General features: G+C 58.9%; 17 protein-coding genes and 1 pseudogene. 9 read left to right on the top strand and 9 right to left on the bottom strand.

What is annotated here, in order from left to right:
* Window positions 1-113: 113 nt before the first annotated feature.
* The 3 genes and pseudogenes from AACY18_RS23405 to AACY18_RS23395 form a co-directional block, all read right to left on the bottom strand.
* Window positions 114-1,739 (bottom strand): ABC transporter substrate-binding protein, encoded by a 1,626-nt coding sequence (locus tag AACY18_RS23405; protein WP_339431725.1) that lies wholly within the window; start codon window positions 1,737-1,739, stop codon window positions 114-116.
* 260 nt (window positions 1,740-1,999) lie between these two features.
* Window positions 2,000-2,638: pseudogene (locus AACY18_RS23400) on the bottom strand (ABC transporter substrate-binding protein); the annotation flags it as partial.
* Window positions 2,639-3,257: 619 nt separating this feature from the next.
* Window positions 3,258-3,974 carry an SIMPL domain-containing protein gene (locus tag AACY18_RS23395; RefSeq protein ID WP_339466250.1) on the bottom strand — a complete coding sequence of 239 codons (717 nt, stop codon included), beginning with the start codon at window positions 3,972-3,974 and terminating at the stop codon, window positions 3,258-3,260.
* Between the two features lie 259 nt (window positions 3,975-4,233).
* Here AACY18_RS23395 and AACY18_RS23390 point away from each other — a divergent pair, with 259 nt between their 5' ends.
* The 4 genes from AACY18_RS23390 (at window position 4,234) to AACY18_RS23375 (ending at window position 8,751) form a co-directional block, all read left to right on the top strand.
* A complete protein-coding gene (locus AACY18_RS23390; protein WP_339431727.1) occupies window positions 4,234-5,496 on the top strand; it encodes an ATP-binding protein in 1,263 nt (420 codons plus the stop codon).
* Complete coding sequence (locus AACY18_RS23385; protein WP_003221630.1) at window positions 5,489-6,049, top strand: response regulator transcription factor; 561 nt, start codon at window positions 5,489-5,491, stop codon at window positions 6,047-6,049. The genes AACY18_RS23390 and AACY18_RS23385 overlap by 8 nt, the downstream gene beginning before the upstream one ends.
* A gap of 96 nt (window positions 6,050-6,145) precedes the next feature.
* Window positions 6,146-7,873, top strand: a complete 1,728-nt coding sequence (locus AACY18_RS23380; protein ID WP_339431728.1) for an ABC transporter ATP-binding protein/permease — start codon at window positions 6,146-6,148, stop codon at window positions 7,871-7,873.
* A 131-nt stretch (window positions 7,874-8,004) separates the two neighbouring features.
* The gene (locus AACY18_RS23375) at window positions 8,005-8,751 is read left to right on the top strand and encodes a FadR/GntR family transcriptional regulator (RefSeq protein WP_339466248.1); all 747 of its coding nucleotides are present in this window, start codon (window positions 8,005-8,007) and stop codon (window positions 8,749-8,751) included.
* Between the two features lie 7 nt (window positions 8,752-8,758).
* On the opposite strand, the gene AACY18_RS23370 is transcribed toward AACY18_RS23375, so the two are convergent.
* The 4 genes from AACY18_RS23370 to AACY18_RS23355 form a co-directional block, all read right to left on the bottom strand.
* Window positions 8,759-9,109, bottom strand: a complete 351-nt coding sequence (locus AACY18_RS23370; RefSeq protein WP_339431730.1) for a hypothetical protein — start codon at window positions 9,107-9,109, stop codon at window positions 8,759-8,761.
* 195 nt (window positions 9,110-9,304) lie between these two features.
* Entirely contained in the window at window positions 9,305-9,619 is a 315-nt protein-coding gene (locus tag AACY18_RS23365) for a hypothetical protein (protein WP_339431731.1), read from the bottom strand.
* Window positions 9,620-9,826: 207 nt separating this feature from the next.
* Complete coding sequence (locus tag AACY18_RS23360; RefSeq protein WP_339466247.1) at window positions 9,827-10,018, bottom strand: hypothetical protein; 192 nt, start codon at window positions 10,016-10,018, stop codon at window positions 9,827-9,829.
* 2 nt (window positions 10,019-10,020) lie between these two features.
* A complete protein-coding gene (locus AACY18_RS23355) occupies window positions 10,021-11,334 on the bottom strand; it encodes a phospholipase (RefSeq protein ID WP_339431733.1) in 1,314 nt (437 codons plus the stop codon).
* Between the two features lie 234 nt (window positions 11,335-11,568).
* On the opposite strand from AACY18_RS23355, the gene kdgD reads away from it, so the two are divergent.
* The 5 genes from kdgD (at window position 11,569) to AACY18_RS23330 (ending at window position 18,117) form a co-directional block, all read left to right on the top strand.
* On the top strand, window positions 11,569-12,480 hold the full coding sequence (kdgD, locus tag AACY18_RS23350) for a 5-dehydro-4-deoxyglucarate dehydratase (protein ID WP_339466246.1): 912 nt from the start codon (window positions 11,569-11,571) through the stop codon (window positions 12,478-12,480).
* Window positions 12,481-12,554: 74 nt separating this feature from the next.
* Window positions 12,555-14,000 (top strand): aldehyde dehydrogenase family protein, encoded by a 1,446-nt coding sequence (locus AACY18_RS23345; RefSeq protein WP_339466244.1) that lies wholly within the window; start codon window positions 12,555-12,557, stop codon window positions 13,998-14,000.
* 89 nt (window positions 14,001-14,089) lie between these two features.
* Complete coding sequence (locus AACY18_RS23340) at window positions 14,090-15,454, top strand: MFS transporter (protein ID WP_339431735.1); 1,365 nt, start codon at window positions 14,090-14,092, stop codon at window positions 15,452-15,454.
* An 11-nt stretch (window positions 15,455-15,465) separates the two neighbouring features.
* Window positions 15,466-17,019, top strand: a complete 1,554-nt coding sequence (gene garD / locus AACY18_RS23335) for a galactarate dehydratase (protein ID WP_339466241.1) — start codon at window positions 15,466-15,468, stop codon at window positions 17,017-17,019.
* Window positions 17,020-17,175: 156 nt separating this feature from the next.
* Window positions 17,176-18,117 carry an AEC family transporter gene (locus tag AACY18_RS23330; RefSeq protein ID WP_339466239.1) on the top strand — a complete coding sequence of 314 codons (942 nt, stop codon included), beginning with the start codon at window positions 17,176-17,178 and terminating at the stop codon, window positions 18,115-18,117.
* A gap of 97 nt (window positions 18,118-18,214) precedes the next feature.
* Here AACY18_RS23330 and AACY18_RS23325 read toward each other — a convergent pair whose 3' ends face one another.
* Entirely contained in the window at window positions 18,215-18,595 is a 381-nt protein-coding gene (locus tag AACY18_RS23325; RefSeq protein ID WP_339466237.1) for a carboxymuconolactone decarboxylase family protein, read from the bottom strand.
* The gene (locus AACY18_RS23320) at window positions 18,592-19,653 is read right to left on the bottom strand and encodes a calcium/sodium antiporter (RefSeq protein WP_339466235.1); all 1,062 of its coding nucleotides are present in this window, start codon (window positions 19,651-19,653) and stop codon (window positions 18,592-18,594) included. Before AACY18_RS23320 ends, AACY18_RS23325 begins: the two co-directional genes overlap by 4 nt.
* Between the last annotated feature and the right edge of the window lies 1 nt (window position 19,654).

The raw sequence follows: 19,654 nt of genomic DNA, 5'->3' as shown, positions 1-19,654 counted from the left end.
CGACGCGTCCTATGCCGTTGCAGTAATCCGCAGCGGAATTGGATGTAGGCAATTTCCTAACTTTCCGGCAGGTAAAACAACGGCGACGTCAAAAACGTCGCCGTTGCAATGCCTTATTTGCTGACGCTGACGCCGTAGAAGGAATTCAAACCGAATGGGCTGATCTTGAAATCCTGCACGTTGGCGCGCATGGGTTGGTACACCGTCGAGTGAGCGATAGGTGTCATTGGGACTGCATCTTTGAGGACGTGTTGCGCCTCTTTGTACAGTTCGGTGCGCTTGGCCTGGTCGGTTGTGCGCTTGGCTTCCTTGACGAGGCCGTCGAACTTCTTGTCGCACCACTTGGAGAAGTTGTTGCCGCTGAGCGAGTCGCAACCGAACAGCACGTTCAGCCAGTTGTCCGGATCACCATTGTCACCGCTCCAGCCAATGATCATGGCCTGGTTCTCGCCACCTTTGGAGCGCTTGATGTACTCGCCCCATTCGTAGCTCTGGATCTTGACGTTCAGACCGATCTTCTTCCAGTCCGACTGCAGCATCTCAGCCATCAGTTTGGCGTTCGGGTTGTACGGGCGTTGTACCGGCATTGCCCACAACACGATCTCGGTGCCTTCCTTGACGCCGGCTTCCTTGAGCAGCTCTTTGGCTTTCTCAGGGTCGTACTTGGCGTCCTTGATGGTGGTGTCGTAAGACCACTGGGTCGGTGGCATGGCGTTGACGGCCAACTGGCCAGCGCCCTGGTAAACCGAGTCGATGATCTGCGGCTTGTTCACCGACATGTCCAGCGCCTGGCGCACACGCAGGTCAGCCAGAGGGTTTGGCTCGTTGCTGCCTTTGACCTTGTCCATCACGTTGTAGGCGATGTAGCCCAGGTTGAAACCCGCCTGGTCAGGCATTTTCAGCGACTTGTCTTCTTTGAGGGCTTTCAGGTCGGCCGGGCGCGGGAACAGGGTGATCTGGCACTCGTTCTTTTTCAGCTTCTGAATGCGTACCGACGGGTCGGTGGTGATGGCGAAGATCAGGTTGTCGATCTTCACATCGTCAGGCTTCCAGTAGTCCTTGTTCCCGGTGTAACGGATGTTGGAGTCTTTCTGGTAGCTCTTGAACACGAACGGGCCGGTGCCGATCGGCTTCTGGTTGATGTCGGCAGCCCTGCCTTCCTTGAGCAGCTTGGCAGCGTACTCGGCGGACTGGATCGAGGCGAAGCTCATGGCCATGTTCTGGATGAACGCAGCATCCACTTCTTTCAACGTGAACTTGACGGTGTGGTCGTCGACTTTATCGATCTTGGTGATGTTGGTGTCCATCCCCATGTCGGTGAAGTACGGGAATTCGGTCGGGTACGCCTTACGGAACGGGTCATCCTTGTTAATCATGCGATTGAAGGTGAACAGCACGTCGTCGGCGTTGAACTCACGAGTCGGCTTGAAATACGGGGTGGTGTGGAACTTGACGCCTTCACGCAGGTGGAAGGTGTACGTCAGGCCGTCATCGGAAATGTCCCACTTGGTCGCCAGGCCAGGAATAACGGCGGTGCCGCCGCGCTCGAACTGGGTCAGGCGGTTGAACATGGTCTCGGCTGAGGCGTCGAAGTCGGTTCCGGTGGTGTACTGGCCTGGGTCGAATCCGGCCGGGCTCCCTTCGGAGCAGAACACCAGGTTAGTCGCAGCGGATGCGAAAGGTGCGGAGGCTAACAAGCCTGCGCCGACTAAAAACGGAATGACCGCGTGTTTAAGCATGTTGGCCTCATGATTTGTTGTCATTTTTTAGTTGTGAGGTACGACCTCGTGAGTCGTGCCTGCGGATACTTATGCAGGGGCCATACCCATTGCAAGATGCAGAGCGACTGTCGGCCTTAAACCGTGGCACGAACGTACCTTAATGTCGCATATGTGTAAAAGTTGACGCATTTGACCGTTTGCGGGCGATTTTTTCGGTGCAAACAGGGCCCCAAAATGGTGCGCTGGTCACGTTGTGCGCGCCGCCTTGGGGCTTGGTGTTACTTATTTATACCCACACCGTAGAAGGGTGTAAGGCCGAATGGGCTAATACGCAAGTCCGTGACTTCCTTGCGCAGCGGCTGGAACACCGTCGAGTTGGCAATCGGTGTAATCGGTGCCTGTTGTTTAAGAATTTGCTGGGCCTGTTGATACAGTTTTACCCGTTGCGACTTGTCGGTGGACACCTTGGCTTGCTGCACGAGTTTGTCGCAGGCCGGGTCGCACCATTTGGCGTAATTACTGCCTTTCACCGCCGTGCAGCTGTACAGCACACCGGGCCAGTTGTCCGGGTCGCCGTTGTCACCTGTCCAGCCGTAGATCATCGCGTCGTGTTCGCCATTCTTGGCACGCTTGATGTACTCACCCCATTCATAGCTGACGATGTTGGCCTTGATGCCGATTTTTGCCCAATCCTGCTGGATCATCTGCGCTGACATTCGCGCGTTCGGGTTCGAGGCGCGTTGCACTGTCATCGCCCAAAGGTTGATGGTTGTACCGGGCGCAACCCCGGCTTCCTTAAGTAGCGCCCGGGCTTTGGCCGGGTCGTAGGGGGCGTCCTTGATCGTCGGGTCATACGACCATTGCGCCGGGGGCAAGGCGTTTTGTGCCAACTGGCCGGCACTTTGATAAAGCCTGCGGGGCTGGGCCGCGTGCGGGGGGTACTTGTCTCCGCTTTAGGCTGCGATCTGTTGCTGTGGGAACTGCTAGCGATGGCGGTCTGACAGCCGACCCATTTCTGGCGGGTGTACTCGGTGCAAACTGTGGGAGCGGGCTTGCTCGCGAAGAGGCCCTTTCAGTCACCCGATTACTTCGGTTTGTTTAGAAATGTGTGAAATCACCAGAACCTTCCCACTAGGTTTTCAGGTTGTCCGTCGGACGTGCGATCTCTAGGCTTTGGTTGTCGCTGAAGGTTCAGCGATCGGGTGTGAGAACCTGGGAAAAATTAGTTATTCAGTCCTCGTATCAGCATAATTGCCGCCAGCGTACTCGCTGTCTGCAAATGCGTTATGGCGGCTGTGTTTGGGCAGACTTCGGTCTGGCCGGTTTTCCTATTTTCCGGTTTCTCACCCCGCACATAGCTGCCACCCACTTCGCCGCGTGAGAAACGGCAGGTGATGGCTCCCATTTGCAAAATAGGATTTTCCGGTAGGAGTGAGCCTGCTCGCGATGACGCCAGAACAAACAACACAAATCCCGGACACAAAAAAACCGGCGATCATGCTCTGATCGCCGGTTTTTCATTCAGCCCACATCACATCACGGCATCAGCACTTCAATCGAGCCATCCGCGGTCATGTTGACCTGGCTGGTGCCGGCTTCGACTTCCGGGGTAACCGGCGCTGAATCCATGCCCGCTGCTTTCATCATCATCGGGCCGCGCAGGTACGGTTGTGGGTAGCCATTGCTGTTGAGGTTCAGGTTGACGATTTTGTAGCCCTTGCCGCCCAGTGCGTCGGTGGCCAGTTGGGCGCGGGCCTTGAAGGCGGTGACGGCTTCTTTGAGCAGGGCGTCTTCGCTGGCCTTGCGGGTCGGGTCGGCGATGGCGAAGTCCATGCCGCCCATTTTCAGGTCGGTCAGCAGTTCGCCGGTGAGTTTGGACAGGGCGGCGAAGTCGGCGCTTTCCAGGCGCAGTTCGGCGCGTTCGCGCCAGCCGGTGATTTTCTGGCCCTTGGTGTCGTAGATCGGATAGCTGTTGCGGCTGCCCTGGCGCAGGGTGATGTCTTTGACTTGCTTGGCCTGGGCCAGAGCCTTGTTCATGGTGGTGCTGACGTCGGCGGCGAGTTTGGCCGGGTCGGTGTTTTGCTCTTCCGTGTAGAGGGTCACGATCATCAGGTCGCGGGCCACTTCCTGGCTGACTTCGGCGCGCAGGGAAATCTGGTTGTAGTGCAGCTCATCGGCGGCCAGGGCCGGGAGGCTGGCGATGCTGCCGACGGTCAGGGCGAGAAGGGCGGCGCTGCGGCGAAATGTGTGCATGAAGGCTCCTTGATGGGGGCGCAGGTGTTGGGTGGGGGCCTGCGTGAAACCATCAGACTCTAGCTTTTATGATCCGGTTCGCCCAGTTACAACTTCTATACAGATGCCCGGGGCTGCCGCGCAACCATTTGCGAGCAGGCGTTCTTATAGCCGCCGAAAATCTTTTCGCCATGTGGTCGTTTGCCGCACTTTCGCCTCTCGGGGGCGCGGCTTGGTTATACTCCGTGCGATCCGCCTGGAGCGCTCATCAGGAGAGCTCATGCTCGCCCCCGTACAACTGACTTCCGCCACTCGCCAGAACCTCTGGCGGCTGACTTTCATCCGCACGCTGGTGCTCGCCGCGCAGGCCGGGTCCGTAGGCTTGGCCTATTGGCTGCAACTGTTGCCGTTGCCGTGGGTGCAACTGGCGATGACGTTGGGCTGTTCAACGCTGCTGTGCGTGTTTACCGCCGTGCGTTTGCGCACTTCGTGGCCGGTGACTGAGCTTGAATACGCTCTGCAATTGGCCTGCGATCTGGTGATCCACAGCGCGCTGCTGTATTTCTCCGGTGGTTCGACCAACCCGTTCGTTTCCTATTATCTGGTGCCGCTGACCATTGCTGCGGTGACGCTGCCCTGGCGCTATTCGGTGGTTCTGTCCGGTATCGCACTGGCGCTGTACACCCTGATGCTGACGCGGTTCTACCCGCTGGAAACCTTGCCGATCGCCCGGGAGAACCTGCAGGTCTATGGCATGTGGCTGAGCTTCGCGCTCGCGGCGGCGGTGATCACGTTCTTTGCTGCGCGCATGGCCGAGGAGCTGCGTCGTCAGGAGGAACTGCGTGCGATTCGGCGCGAGGAAGGTCTGCGCGATCAGCAATTGCTCGCCGTTGCCACCCAGGCCGCCGGCGCTGCTCACGAATTGGGTACGCCGCTGGCGACCATGAGCGTATTGCTCAAAGAGATGCAGCAGGATCATCCCGACCCGATGCTGCAAGACGATCTGAAGGTGCTGCAGGATCAGGTCAAGCTCTGCAAGGAAACCCTGCAGCAGTTGGTGCGCGCCGCGGAGGCCAATCGGCGTCTGGCCGTCGAGATGCAGGACGTCACGGTCTGGCTCGACGAAGCGCTGAATCGCTGGCACTTGATGCGTCCGGAGGCCAGTTATCGCTTCCAGCGTCTCGGCCAGGGTGCGGTGCCGCGCATGGCGCCGCCGCCGGATCTGACCCAGGCACTGTTGAATCTGCTCAACAATGCCGCCGACGCCTGCCCGGAGAACCTTCAGGTGACGCTGGATTGGGACGCGGACACCTTGACCATCAGCATTCGTGACCACGGCGCCGGTGTGCCGCTGGCCATCGCCGAGCAGATCGGCAAACCGTTTTTTACCACCAAGGGCAAAGGTTTCGGCCTGGGCCTGTTTTTGAGCAAGGCCAGCGTGACACGCGCCGGCGGCTCAGTGAAACTCTATAGTCATGAGGAAGGCGGCACGCTCACCGAGCTGCGCCTGCCTCACGGTGCCCGAGGAGAGCAACATGAGTGACGAAATCCAAGTCGAAGGCGAAGAACTGCCACATTTGCTGCTGGTCGACGACGACGCGACTTTCACCCGAGTCATGGCGCGCGCCATGGCCCGCCGCGGCTTTCGCGTCAGCACTGCCGGTTCCGCCGAGGAAGGCCTGACCATCGCTCAGGCCGATCTGCCGGACTACGCTGCGCTCGACCTGAAAATGGACGGCGACTCCGGGCTGGTATTGCTGCCGAAGTTGCTGGAGCTGGACCCGGAAATGCGCGTGGTGATCCTCACCGGTTATTCGAGCATTGCCACGGCGGTCGAAGCGATCAAGCGCGGCGCCTGCAACTACCTCTGCAAGCCGGCCGACGCCGACGACGTGCTCGCCGCGCTGCTCTCCGAGCACGCCGACCTCGACAGTCTGGTGCCGGAAAACCCGATGTCGGTTGATCGCCTGCAGTGGGAGCACATCCAGCGCGTGCTCACCGAGCACGAAGGCAACATCTCCGCCACGGCTCGCGCCCTGGGCATGCACCGCCGCACCCTGCAGCGCAAACTGCAGAAGCGCCCGGTTCGTCGCTGAACCTGCGCTGAACGACTATCGCCAGCCCTCGCGATAAAACGCACCGATCCTTTATGATCGGTGCGTGTGTGTTCTCTTCCATATCGAGCCTTATCCATGAATCCGAACGCTGAACATTCCGCGGTCAACGATGCTGTGCGCGGCCAGTTTTTTCGCAAAGTGTGGGCGATGATCACGCCTTACTGGCGCAGTGAAGAGAAGGTAAAGGCCTGGACGCTGCTGATTGCGGTGATAGCGCTCTCGCTGCTCAGCGTGGGAATCTCGGTGTGGTTCAACACCTGGTACAAGGATTTCTACAACGCTTTGCAAAAGAAGGACGAAGCGGCGTTCTGGCATCTGATTCTGTACTTCTGTGTGATCGCGGCCGTGGCGATTGTCGGTGCCGTGTACAGACAATATCTGACGCAGATGCTGACGATTCGCTGGCGGGCGTGGCTGACCGAAAAGCATTTCTCACGCTGGCTCGCCGACAAGAATTATTACCAACTGGAGCAGGGCGGTTACACCGATAACCCGGACCAGCGGATTTCCGAAGACCTCAACAGTTTCACGTCCAACACCCTTGAACTGGGTATCGGGCTGTTGCGCAATATCGTCAGTCTGGTGTCGTTCTCGATCATTTTGTGGGGCGTATCGGGCAGCATCGAACTCTATGGCATCACCATTCCCGGCTACATGTTCTGGTGCGTGCTGGTTTACGCCGTGGTGGGTAGCTGGCTGACGCATTTGATCGGTCGTCGCTTGATCGGTCTGAACAACCAGCAACAACGCTTTGAAGCTGACCTGCGTTTTTCCATGGTGCGGATTCGCGAGAATGCCGAGAGTATCGCGTTGTACAACGGCGAACCGAATGAGAACCGTCACTTGAGCAACCGTTTCGGCATGGTCTGGCATAACTTCTGGGACATCATGAAAGTGTCCAAACGCCTGACGTTTTTCACCGCCGGTTATAGCCAGGCTGCGATTATCTTCCCCTTCATCGTTGCTTCGCCGCGTTACCTCGCCGGCAAGATCGAACTGGGCGAGTTGATGCAGATCAGCTCGGCCTTCGGCAACGTTCAAGAGAGCTTCAGCTGGTTTATCAACGCGTACCAGAGCCTTGCTTCCTGGCGCGCCACCTGTGATCGTTTGCTGAGTTTCCGGCAGGCAATGACCGACAACGAAGACCGCCCGCCGGCCATTGATGTGCAAAATCAAGGCAGTGAGCTGAAGGTGCATGACCTGGGGCTGGATCTGGCCGACGGTCGTCATCTGTTGACCCGTGCCGACATGACCGTTGAGCCGGGCGAGCGCGTCATGCTCAGTGGCCGTTCCGGCAGTGGCAAGTCCACGCTGCTGCGCGCGATGGGGCATTTGTGGCCGGCGGGGCACGGCAATATTCGTCTGCCAGCGGCGCGTTATCTGTTCCTGCCGCAGAAACCCTATCTGCCCATCGGCACCCTGCGCGAAGCGCTGAGTTATCCACAGCCGGGCGATACCTATGCGCCGCAGCGTTATGCACAGGTGCTGGAAACCTGTCGGTTGCCGCATCTGGTAGCCCGTGTCGATGAAGCCAATCACTGGCAGCGCCTGTTGTCGCCGGGCGAGCAACAGCGCTTGGCCTTCGCCCGCGCGCTGCTCTATGCACCGCAATGGCTGTACATGGACGAAGCCACGTCGGCAATGGATGAAGAAGACGAAGCGACGCTGTATCAGGCACTGATCGATCAGTTGCCGGGGGTAAGCATCGTCAGCGTCGGCCATCGCAGCAGTCTGAAGCGCTTCCACCCACGGCATGTGCGAATCGACAGCGGCCATTTGGTTGAGCAAACCGTAACGGCATGATCACGACACAAATCCTGTGGGAACTGGCAAGCCAACTCCCACAGGATTTGTGGTGTTAACGGAAAGTGATCGTACAACCCGCTTGAGCTATGATGCCAACCAAGCCGAATTTTCGAGACCCGATACAAACCATGGAAAACCTGATCGACACCCCGCGCCTTCCGCGCAAGCGCCGCAGCCTCGCACAGGAATTAGTGACGGTGCTGAGTGAGCAGATCCGTGATGGCCTGCTCAAGCGCGGCGACAAGTTGCCCACCGAGTCGGCGATCATGCAAGCCCATGGCGTCAGCCGCACCGTGGTGCGTGAGGCGATTTCCCGACTGCAAGCGGCCGGGCAAGTGGAAACCCGTCATGGCATCGGCACTTTTGTACTCGATACGCCTAGCCCCAGCGGCTTCCGTATCGACCCGGCCACGGTCGTCACCCTGCGTGATGTGCTGGCGATTCTTGAATTACGCATCAGCCTTGAAGTGGAGTCCGCCGGCCTCGCTGCACAACGCCGCAGCCCCGAGCAACTGGCGACCATGCGCGCTGCCCTCGATGCGCTGAACGATAGCGTGTCCCATGCCAGTGATGCCGTCGCGTCGGACTTTGCCTTCCACCTCGAAATAGCCCTGTCCACCGGCAACCGCTACTTCACCGACATCATGACCCACCTGGGCACCAGCATCATCCCGCGCACGCGGCTGAATTCGGCGCGTCTGGCCCATGATGATCAACAGCACTACATGAATCGCCTGAGCCGCGAGCACGAAGAAATCTACGACGCGATTGCCCGCCAGGATTCCGATGCGGCCCGTGCGGCCATGCGTCTGCACCTGACCAACAGCCGTGAAAGACTGCGCCAGGCCCATGAAGAGGCGCAGGCGCAGGGGTGATTGCTGTTTAGCGTTCGAGCTTCACACGCAGCATGTCGGAGCTCCCGAGATTCTGCCCTGCTCTTGCCACGGTGTAGTGCAACTCGGCAGTGGTACCCTCAGTGAAATCTTTCGCGAATACTTCTTTGGGAATGAGGAACTCAAGTACCCCGGGTACTTCTGTCACGTTCATGTTCCCTGACCAGGCGTTACTGGTCTTGACTTTGAAAGTAACCACGTCTCCTAGAATTATGTTTTCCGGGTTTGAGGTAAAGACTACCTGCCCATGAGCAAAGTCTTCCAATGTGTCCACCTTAAGTACACCATCCTGTGCCTCCTTGAGTACTGGAGGATCCAATGCTTTTACTTGTGCAGTCATGATCAAATTCCTTTTCACTGTCCCTTCAAACCGTTGAATAAGCGCAGATAAGGCATTGCACTGTCGGAGCCGGTTCGTTAACTCCTCAGCCATTAAGGCCGAGATCTGCAATGGCTGGCGCCTGTAAGAAATACCAGTCCAGACGAACGGTCGATGTCTTCTAAAGGCGCGCCCGATCGGAGGCGCGTCAGGAAATCAGGCTTCAATACGCAGCATCAACGGGGCCGAAAACGGTTCCATGCTTGATTCATCCTGAAACTTGTAGCGCAGTTCGATTTCGCAATTCACATACGTCTGCAGCACTTCCTTTGGAATCTGCAATTCGATGCCCGTCAGTTTTTCCATCTCGTCCTCGGCGTCATCCCAGGTGCCGGTGTCGACTTCTTCGCCCGCCCATTCAGGCTCTTCGGGGTCTTCGCCGAGAATGGCGTAGACGCTCCAGTTGGCCGCAAAGTCGCTGGAGTCCGGGACCTCAACGATCAGGTGATCGCTCAGTTCCGATAGGTTCACGGTTGCCGTCTCTGGTGAGTGAGGCAGAAATTGCACAAGTGTGGGTGAGACAAAAGTCATGAGGGGGGCTCTCCGTGCGTAGTGCGCCGTGATCCATTCACGGCGGTTCTGCACGGTAAAAGACTCTCCCAGAAGGTGTTTTAAACCGTTCATTTCCAGTCATTTCAAAGCCCCCCTGCGGCAGTCCCTACAGGGGGGCGGATGTTGTCAGTGGCGCGGCAGAATTGATCGGTCGACCCTTACGGCGAGCAGGCCGGCAGCGGGGTTGGCATCAAAGGTTGCGTAACCTTGGGCATCCACCGTCGCCCGGGCAATTGGCAGGCCTTTGGCCAATAACTCCAGAGGCGCGCCCTTCAGTGATTGGCCCGAGGCCAGTTCCAGTTTCAGTTTGATCGTCATGGTCAATCTCCTTGATTGGTGTTGCCGCTGGGGTGGTAATCCTTGAGCAGCAGGTACGTGCTCCAACCCCACCAGTCGTCGACGGTCGCGGTGTCGTTGAGGTTGTTTACATCCCTGCGCCGCAGCACCTTGCTGCCCTGTGTGCGAAACAGCGCCGGGAAATTGTTTGCCGGGTTCAACACAGCCGTCAGATCCGGCAGCCGTTGCAGTGCAGAAAACGCGGACGGTACGGGCTTTTTTCCGCTGAGATACGCCGCAAACACTTCGTCCGCCGAGGCTTGCACCGCTTGATTGACCTGCTGGCGGTTGTCGGCGTCGGTGGCTTCGAAGTAGCGCTTGTCGCCGAACGCACGCCATTGATCGCCATAAGCGTTGCGCACGCTGAGGCCGAATTTGCTGTCCTCGTCGTGCATGAAACGCGTAATCAATGAACCCAGATCGCTCGGCGTGACCGCAGCAGCCAACGCCTTGCGTGGCACACGCAGGTGGCCGGAGGAAAACAGGTCGGTGAGGAAGTGGTCGGCAAACGCGTTCATCGCGTAAGCCCGTTCCAGTTGCTGCTCATCGTGATTGGCGTGGGCGGCCATGGCGGTTTGCAAGGCCGCAGTGTGGCCGGCGATGTAGGCCAGTTTTGCCCATTCACCGAAATGATCAGCATTGTTCGCCGCCAGTTTCAAATAGCGCCCCAGTGGAAACAGCGCCGAGATAAAACTGCCGCCACCGGTGATTTTGTTCCACTCCTCGGACAACGTATCTCCTAACGCGTCATAGGCCTCGTGGGGTTGTTTGCCGTCCTTTATTGCCTGTTTAACCGCGTCGATCTCTTTTTGCATGACCGCGAGAATCTGTGTTGCTTCGGCCCTTGAAGCGGCAGTGACCGCGAGAGAATTGAACGCCGCGTTGAAGCGTTGCAGGCGGTCGACCGGTGTTGCGCCTTCGTTGATCGGCTGATCGACGATGCCGTAGAAGTCGCCGCCCAGCGCCAGCACTTGGCCGTAGGTGAGCGCCAAGCCATTGGGCAGATGCAATGGCACGTTTTGCGCGAGGATCGGTTGGGCGTCTTCGGCGAAGCGCAGCAGTGTGTTGTCGCCGATGGCCGTGTGTTCAGCGCCCTCAAACCGTGCTTGCAGCTTGCCCTTCAAGGCTTGATCGGGGAGGGCGGTGGCAGGCTCTACATCGCTGTGGGCATCGGCGATGTGCAGCACCAGATGTGGATCTTCGGTGCTGAAGTCGATGCCGGATTGAGTAAACAGATCATCAAAACGGGCAATGACCGGTTTGGGTTTTTCCTGGGATTTGGTTTGTAGACCGGACATTTCTATCTCCTTGATATGTCGTCGGCTGGTTTTAGTTTGCTGTATGGATATACAGTAAATTTCACTTTAGTCGAGAAAACTCCTACGTCAAGGATCGATCTTGTCCGACAAAAAAACGTGCCCTGCGATGAAATGCAGTTGACGGTTATTTTTTAAGTTGTACGATGACCTACAACTTCGGCGAAGGCTGAACGATTCAACCACAACAATATTGCTACCCAGGGTGTTCGAATAATGAATCCACAAGAACTGAAGTCCATCCTCTCCGCCGGTCTGCTGTCTTTCCCGGTCACCGATTTCAACGCGCAGGGTGATTTCAACCGCGCGGGCTATATCAAGCGTCTGGAATGGCTGGCCCCTTATGGCGCCTCGGCATTGTTCGCCGCCGGCGGCACCGGTGAGTTCTTCTCCCTGGCCGCCAGCGAATATTCGGAAATCATCAAGACGGCCGTCGACACCTGCGCGACCAGCGTGCCAATCCTCTCTGGCGTTGGCGGTTCGACCCGTCAGGCCATCGAATACGCTCAAGAAGCCGAGCGTCTGGGCGCCAAAGGCCTGTTGCTGCTGCCGCACTACCTGACCGAAGCGAGCCAGGACGGGGTTGCCGCCCACGTTGAAGCGGTGTGCAAATCGGTCAACATCGGGGTGGTCGTCTACAACCGTAACGTCTGCCGCCTGACTGCGCCGTTGCTGGAACGTCTGGCCGAGCGCTGCCCGAACCTGATCGGTTACAAGGACGGTCTGGGTGATATCGAGTTGATGGTGTCGATTCGTCGCCGTCTCGGTGATCGCTTCAGCTACCTGGGTGGTCTGCCGACTGCCGAAGTCTACGCCGCTGCCTACAAGGCGCTGGGCGTGCCGGTTTACTCCTCGGCAGTGTTCAACTTCATCCCGAAAACCGCGATGGATTTCTACCACGCGATCGCCCGTGAAGATCACGCCACTGTCGGCAAGATCATCGATGACTTCTTCCTGCCGTACCTCGATATCCGTAACCGCAAGGCCGGTTATGCCGTGAGCATCGTCAAGGCCGGCGCCAAAATCGCCGGCTATGACGCAGGCCCGGTGCGGGCGCCGCTGACCGATCTGACGGGCGAAGAGTATGAAATGCTCGCCGCGCTGATCGACAAGCAAGGTGCGCAATAACACCTGAAAAATGCGAGGCCGCTGAGCAATCAGCGGCTTTTTGCGTGAAGGCTTTTAGTTTTGAGGGCTGCTCTGTGACCAATGCAAAACGCTACGACAACTACATCAACGGTGAATGGGTTGCCGGTGCCGACTACTCGGCCAACATCAACCCGTCCGAGCTGAACGACACTATCGGCGATTACGCCAAGGCTGACCTGACTCAGGTTCACGCCGCCATCGACGCCGCTCGCGCAGCGTTTGCGGCGTGGTCGACCTCGGGGATTCAGGCCCGTCACGATTCGCTGGATAAAGTCGGCACTGAAATTCTCGCCCGCCGCGAAGAACTCGGCACCCTGCTGGCCCGGGAAGAGGGCAAAACCCTGCCCGAAGCCATCGGCGAAGTGACCCGCGCCGGTAATATCTTCAAATTCTTCGCCGGTGAATGCCTGCGACTGTCCGGCGACTACGTGCCGTCGGTGCGCCCGGGCGTCAACGTCGAAGTCACCCGCGAAGCGCTGGGTGTGGTCGGTCTGATCACCCCGTGGAACTTCCCGATTGCGATCCCTGCTTGGAAAATCGCCCCGGCCCTGGCCTACGGTAACTGCGTGGTGCTGAAACCGGCGGATCTGGTGCCGGGCTGCGCCTGGGCGCTGGCCGAAATCATCTCCCGGGCCGGTTTCCCGGCCGGCGTGTTCAACCTGGTGATGGGCAGCGGTCGCGTGGTGGGCGAAGCCCTGGTCAACAGTCCGAAAGTCGATGGCATCAGCTTCACCGGTTCGGTTGGCGTCGGGCGGCAGATTGCGGTCAATTGCGTCTCGCGTCAGGCCAAGGTTCAGCTGGAAATGGGCGGCAAGAACCCGCAGATCATTCTCGACGACGCCGACCTCAAGCAAGCGGTCGAGTTGTCGGTGCAGAGCGCGTTCTACTCCACCGGCCAACGTTGCACCGCATCGAGCCGCTTGATCGTTACCGCCGGCATTCACGACCAGTTCGTGCAAGCCATGGCCGAGCGCATGAAGTCGATCAAGGTCGGCCATGCGCTGAAATCCGGCACCGATATTGGCCCGGTCGTCTCGCAAGCGCAGCTTGAACAGGACATGAAGTACATCGACATCGGCCAGTCCGAGGGTGCTCGTCTGGTCAGCGGCGGTGGTTTGGTGACGTGCGATACCGAAGGCTACTTCCTCGCCCCGACGCTGTTTGCCGACAGTGAAGCGTCGATGCGTATCAGCCGTGAAGAGATTTTCGGCCCGGTGGCCAACATCGTGCGCGTGGCTGATTACGATGCTGCGCTGGCGATGGCCAATGACACTGAATTCGGCCTGTCGGCGGGTATCGCCACCACGTCGCTCAAGTACGCCAACCACTTCAAGCGTCACTCCCAGGCCGGGATGGTGATGGTCAACCTGCCGACGGCCGGCGTGGATTACCACGTTCCGTTCGGCGGGCGTAAAGGTTCATCCTATGGATCTCGTGAGCAAGGCCGCTATGCGCAAGAGTTTTACACGGTCGTGAAGACCAGCTACATCGGTTCCTGATCTATGGGAGCTGGCCGGCCAGCTCCCACAAAAGACAGACCCAACAAGATTCACCCGCGCATAAAAATAATCAGTGGGAGTACATCTACATGCAATCGTCCAAGCCGACTCACGTCCGCTATTTGATCCTGCTCATGCTGTTTCTGGTGACCACGATCAACTACGCCGACCGCGCAACTATCGCTATCGCCGGTTCCAGCCTGCAAAAAGACCTCGGTATCGACGCGGTCACCCTCGGTTACATCTTCTCTGCATTCGGTTGGGCCTACGTGGCCGGGCAAATTCCCGGCGGCTGGCTGCTCGATCGCTTCGGCTCGAAAAAAGTCTATGCCCTGAGCATTTTCACCTGGTCGCTGTTCACCGTGCTGCAAGGCTTTGTCGGTGAGTTCGGCATGTCCACGGCCATCGTCGCGCTGTTCATGCTGCGCTTTTTGGTCGGGCTGGCTGAGGCGCCATCCTTCCCCGGCAACGCACGCATTGTGGCGGCGTGGTTTCCGACCGCTGAACGCGGCACTGCTTCGGCGATCTTCAACTCGGCGCAATACTTTGCCACGGTGCTGTTCGCGCCGCTGATGGGCTGGATTGTCTATTCCTACGGCTGGGAGCACGTGTTCATTGTCATGGGCGTGTTCGGCATCGTCTTCTCGCTGATCTGGCTGAAGGTTATCCACAGCCCGCGCCAACACCCGATGGCCAACGAAGCGGAAGTAACGTTCATCGCCGACAACGGCGGCATGGTCGATATGGATCAGAACAAAGGCAAAAAGGCTGACGGCCCGAAGTGGGACTACATCCGCCAACTGCTGACCAATCGCATGATGCTTGGCGTGTACCTGGGCCAGTACTGCATCAACGGCATCACGTACTTCTTCCTGACCTGGTTCCCGGTGTATCTGGTGCAAGAGCGTGGCATGACCATTCTCAAGGCCGGTTTCATTGCCTCGTTGCCCGCCATCTGTGGTTTTATCGGCGGCGTGCTGGGCGGGTTGATTTCCGATCACCTGCTGCGCAAGGGCCACTCGCTGACCTTCGCCCGCAAGGCGCCAATCATTGCCGGCCTGCTGGTGTCCAGCAGCATCGTCGCTTGCAACTATGTTGATGTTGAATGGATGGTCGTTGGCTTCATGGCGCTGGCCTTCTTCGGTAAGGGCGTTGGCGCACTGGGCTGGGCGGTGGTATCCGACACGTCGCCAAAACAGATCGCCGGTCTGAGCGGTGGGCTGTTCAACACCTTCGGCAACATTGCTTCGATCACCACGCCGATCGTGATCGGCTACATCATCAGCTCCACCGGTTCGTTCAAATGGGCGCTGGTGTTCGTCGGTGCCAACGCCTTGGTGGCGGTGTTCAGCTATCTGGTCATCGTCGGCCCGATCAAACGTGTGGTGCTCAAAGAGCCACCCACCCAGGGTGGTTCTGAAACCACGGGTAAATTGTCTCAAGCGCATTCCTGAGGAGCGGCGTCATGCAGTTGATTGAACATTCCGACTCGCCGCGCTACATCCGCCTGCACGAGCGGGACAATGTAGTGATTGTGGTCAATGACCAAGGGGTACCGGCCGGTACTGAGTTTCCGGATGGCCTGGTGACGGTGGATTTTGTGCCGCAGAGCCACAAGGTCACGCTGCAAGACATTCCCGAGGGCGGGCACGTGATTCGCTACGGCCAGATCATTGGCTACGCATTGCAGCCGATCCCCCGTGGCAGTTGGGTCAAGGAAGATCAACTGCGCATGCCGACCGCGCCGCCGCTGGACAGTTTGCCGCTCTCCACCGAGGTGCCGGACGCTCAGGCGCCGCTCGAAGGCTTCACTTTCGAGGGGTATCGCAACGCTGACGGCACTGTTGGCACGCGCAATATTCTCGGGATCACCACCACCGTGCAGTGCGTGACCGGCGTGCTTGATCACGCGGTGAAACGCATCAAGGATGAGCTGCTGCCCAAGTACCCGCACGTCGATGACGTGGTCGCACTGACCCACAGTTACGGCTGCGGCGTGGCGATCACCGCCACCGACGCGTACATCCCGATTCGCACGGTGCGCAATCTGGCGCGCAACCCGAACCTGGGGGGCGAGGCGTTGGTGATCAGCCTGGGCTGCGAGAAATTGCAGGCCGGGCAGGTCATGCACGAAGACGACGCTTCGGTTGATCTCAGTGATCCCTGGCTGTATCGCTTGCAGGATTCCAGTCACGGTTTTACCGAGATGATCGAGCAGATCATGGCGTTGGCCGAAGTCCGTCTGAAGAAGCTCGATCAGCGCCGCCGGGAAACCGTGCCGGCGTCCGAACTGATCCTCGGCATGCAGTGCGGCGGCAGCGATGCGTTCTCCGGCATCACCGCCAACCCGGCGTTGGGGTATGCCTCGGACTTGCTGCTGCGGGCGGGGGCGACGGTGATGTTTTCTGAAGTCACCGAAGTGCGTGATGCGATTTATCTGCTGACGTCCCGGGCCAAGACCAAGGCGATCGCCGAGGAACTGGTCCGCGAAATGGACTGGTACGACCGGTATCTGGCCAAGGGTGAAGCGGATCGCAGCGCCAATACCACGCCGGGCAACAAGAAGGGCGGGCTGTCGAACATTGTCGAGAAGTCCTTGGGCTCAATCGTCAAATCCGGCAGCAGCGCGATCAATGGCGTCCTTGGCCCGGGCGAGCGCTTCAAGCACAAGGGTTTGATTTTCTGTGCGACCCCGGCCAGTGATTTTGTCTGCGGCACATTGCAGTTGGCGGCAGGGATGAACCTGCATGTGTTCACCACTGGGCGCGGTACGCCTTATGGGCTGGCGATGGCGCCGGTGGTGAAGGTCTCGACGCGTACCGAGTTGGCGCAGCGCTGGCCTGACTTGATCGACATTGATGCCGGGCGGATTGCCACCGGGCGGGCGTCCATCGAGGAGTTGGGTTGGGAGTTGTTCCACTACTACCTGGACGTGGCGAGTGGCAAGCAGCAGACGTGGGCGGAGAAGCACAGGCTGCACAACGACATTACGTTGTTCAATCCGGCGCCGATTACCTGAGACCGCGTCATCGTTCTTCGCGAGCAAGCCCACTCCCACAGGGAAATGCAGTTCAAATGTGGGAGAGGGCTTGCTCGCGAAGAGTGACTCACAGACGCCGGAGAACTTGTGGCTTATCATTAGGCCCCTAACGACGCTCACCCAAGGCTCTGCGGCATGCTGGCTATTTTCCTCGAAACCCTGAACATCACCGCGCCGGTATTTGCCATGCTGTTTCTCGGTGTGCTGCTCAAGCGCATCGACTGGATCAACGACAACTTCATCCATACCGCGTCGGCACTGGTGTTCAATGTTTCCATGCCGGCGTTGCTGTTCCTCGGCATTTTGCATGCTGACCTGCACGCCGCGTTGCAACCGGCGTTGCTGATCTACTTCTCGCTCGCCACCCTGGCCTGCTTCGCCATTGCCTGGGGCTGGGCGATTTTCAGATGCCCGCGTGAAGATCGCGGTATCTATACCCAAGGCGCATTTCGCGGCAATAACGGCGTCATCGGTCTGGCGCTCGCCGCCAGTATGTATGGCGACTACGGGATTTCCCTCGGGGCGATTCTCGCCGCGTTGGTGATCCTGTTTTACAACACGCTCTCGACCATTGTGCTGGCGGTGTACAGCCCGGTGATCAAGTCCGATCCGTGGAGCATCTGTAAAAGCGTGTTCAGCAATCCGCTGATCATCAGCGTGATTGCGGCAGCGCCGTTTGCCTATTTCAAGATGAGTCTGCCGGGGTGGCTGGAAACCTCGGGTCAGTATCTGGCGCAGACCACCTTGCCGCTGGCGTTGATCTGTATTGGCGGCACGCTATCGCTGGCGGCGTTGCGCAAGAGCGGCAGCATGGCGCTGAGTTCGAGTCTGGTGAAGATGATCAGTCTGCCGCTGCTGGCAACGGTCGGTGCCTGGCTGTGGGGGTTCCGCGGGCCGGAGTTGGGGATTCTGTTTCTTTATTTTGGCAGCCCGACGGCGGCGGCCAGTTTTGTCATGGCCCGGGCGGCACAGGGCAATCATGAACTCGCGGCAGCGATCATCGTGCTGACCACGTTGATGGCAGCGGTGACCACCAATTTCGGGATCTTCATTTTGCAGTGGGGTGGGTGGATCTGACCTGAGATTCAAAGGGGCGTTGGGCAACCTGCAATCGCCCACATTTGCAATGCTTGCCCCTGTGGGAGCGGGCTTGCCGGCGAAGACGTCAGTCCGGTCACTCAGGTTTCCGGTAACTGTCGATCACCTCCTGCGCCGCGCGAAACGCGTCAATCGCCGCCGGCACGCCGGCATACACTGCGCAATGCAGCAACGCCTCGCGAATCTCTTCGACCGTGCAGCCATTGTTCAACGCGCCGCGTACGTGACCTTTCAACTCTTGCGGGCACTTCAACGCCGTCAGCGCGGCAAGGGTGATCAAACTGCGGGTTTTGAGCGGTAAACCTTCGCGATTCCACACGCCACCCCAGGCATGTTCATTGACGAAGTCCTGCAGCGGCTGGGTGAACTCGGTGACGTTGCCCAGCGCGCGATCAACGAATGCATCGCCCATTACCTGGCGGCGGATTTCAACCCCGGATTGCTTCGAATCGGTCATGGCACATCCCTCTTGTGGTGTTGGCGTCGCCAAGCGATGACTGACGTGAACAGCAAAAACGTCAGCAGCGTCGGCAAAACGTAAAACAGCATCAGCCGCTCGAGTTTGCCAGCCAGTGGCATGCCGGTGGTGAACGACACCACATGCAACCCGTACGCCAGATACAAACCGAGCAGCAACAGACCTTCGGCGCGGGTCACCCGGTAGCCGGAATAGAACACTGGCAGGCTCAGCACGGCGACGCCGAGCATCACCGGCAGGTCGAAATCCAGCGCATTGGGCGAGACCGACAACGGCGTCGGCGCGATCAGCGCGGTGAAGCCGAGTACACCGAGCAGGTTGAACAGGTTGGCGCCGATCACGTTGCCTACCGCGATGTCCCGTTGCCCGCGCAATGCCGCGATCAGCGACGTGGCGAGTTCCGGCAGCGAGGTGCCTACGGCGACCACGGTCAGGCCAATGACGCGTTCGGAAAAACCAAGATCGGTCGCCACCTCAATGGCAGCGCCTAACAGCAGGTGTCCGGCGAATACCAGCATCGCCAGTCCGACGATGATCATCAGCGAACTGCCGATCCAGGACGCCTGTGTTGCTTCGCCGTGTTCCGAGTGCGGTCGTGTCGAATGCCGTGACTGGCGCAGCAGTAAACCCAGGTAAAGCGCCAGGGCGCCCAGTAGCAGGATGCCGTCGAAACGACCGATTTCCCCATTCCAGGCCAGAACAAACACCAGCAGGCAGGCGCCGATCATCAGCGGAATGTCCAGGCGCACCAATTGTCGCGACACGCGCAGCGGAATGATCAGCGCCGACAAACCGAGGGTCACGAGGATGTTGAAGATGCTGCTGCCGACCACACTACCGACGGCAATGTCGGAGTTGTGTGCCAGCGTGGCTTGCAGACTCACCGCCATCTGCGGTGCGCTACTGCCCAGGGCAACAAGGGTCAGACCGATGATCAGTGGCCGTACATTCAGTCGCGCGGCCAGGTGTACGGCTGCACGCACCATCAGTTCGGCGCCGAAGATCAGCAGGCACAGCCCGGCAAGCAGTTCGATCACG

Source organism: Pseudomonas sp. EA_65y_Pfl2_P74, assembly GCF_963970575.1.
GTDB lineage: Bacteria > Pseudomonadota > Gammaproteobacteria > Pseudomonadales > Pseudomonadaceae > Aquipseudomonas > Aquipseudomonas baetica_A.
The sequence above is the reverse complement of the archived record's forward strand: the minus strand, read 5'-3'. Positions and strand labels throughout refer to the sequence as shown.